This window comes from Alsobacter soli (assembly GCF_003004785.1).
Classification (GTDB): domain Bacteria; phylum Pseudomonadota; class Alphaproteobacteria; order Rhizobiales; family Beijerinckiaceae; genus Alsobacter; species Alsobacter soli.
Window position 1 is genome coordinate 1 of the sequence record NZ_PVZS01000092.1, and the last position, 328, is coordinate 328.

Here is a 328-nt window from a genome sequence, read left to right on the forward strand (position 1 = left end):
ACCCTGACCGAGGGCAAGCCCGCGGTCACGGCCGTCGTGCCGGCGGAAGGCTTCTCCGAGGCTGAGATCCTGCGCCTCGGGGCCACGGTGGAGCGCGCAAGCGAGCACCCGCTGGCGGTGGCCATCGTGGCGGCCGCCGAGGCCAGGGGCATCGCCCCCGGCCAGCTCGCCGACTTCGACTCCCCGACCGGCAAGGGGGCGCTCGGCGCCGTGGACGGCCGCGCCGTGGCGCTCGGCAACGCCCGCTTTCTGGCCGAGAGGGGCGTCGACGTCGGCCCGCTCGCGGCTCGGGCGGAGGAGCTCCGCCAGGATGGCGCGACCGCCATTT

At 76.5% G+C, this 328-nt stretch carries 1 protein-coding gene; it reads left to right on the forward strand.

The features are described 5' to 3' along the window. On the forward strand, window positions 1–328 hold a 328-nt coding region (locus SLNSH_RS24405; protein WP_146140390.1), incomplete at both ends, for an HAD family hydrolase.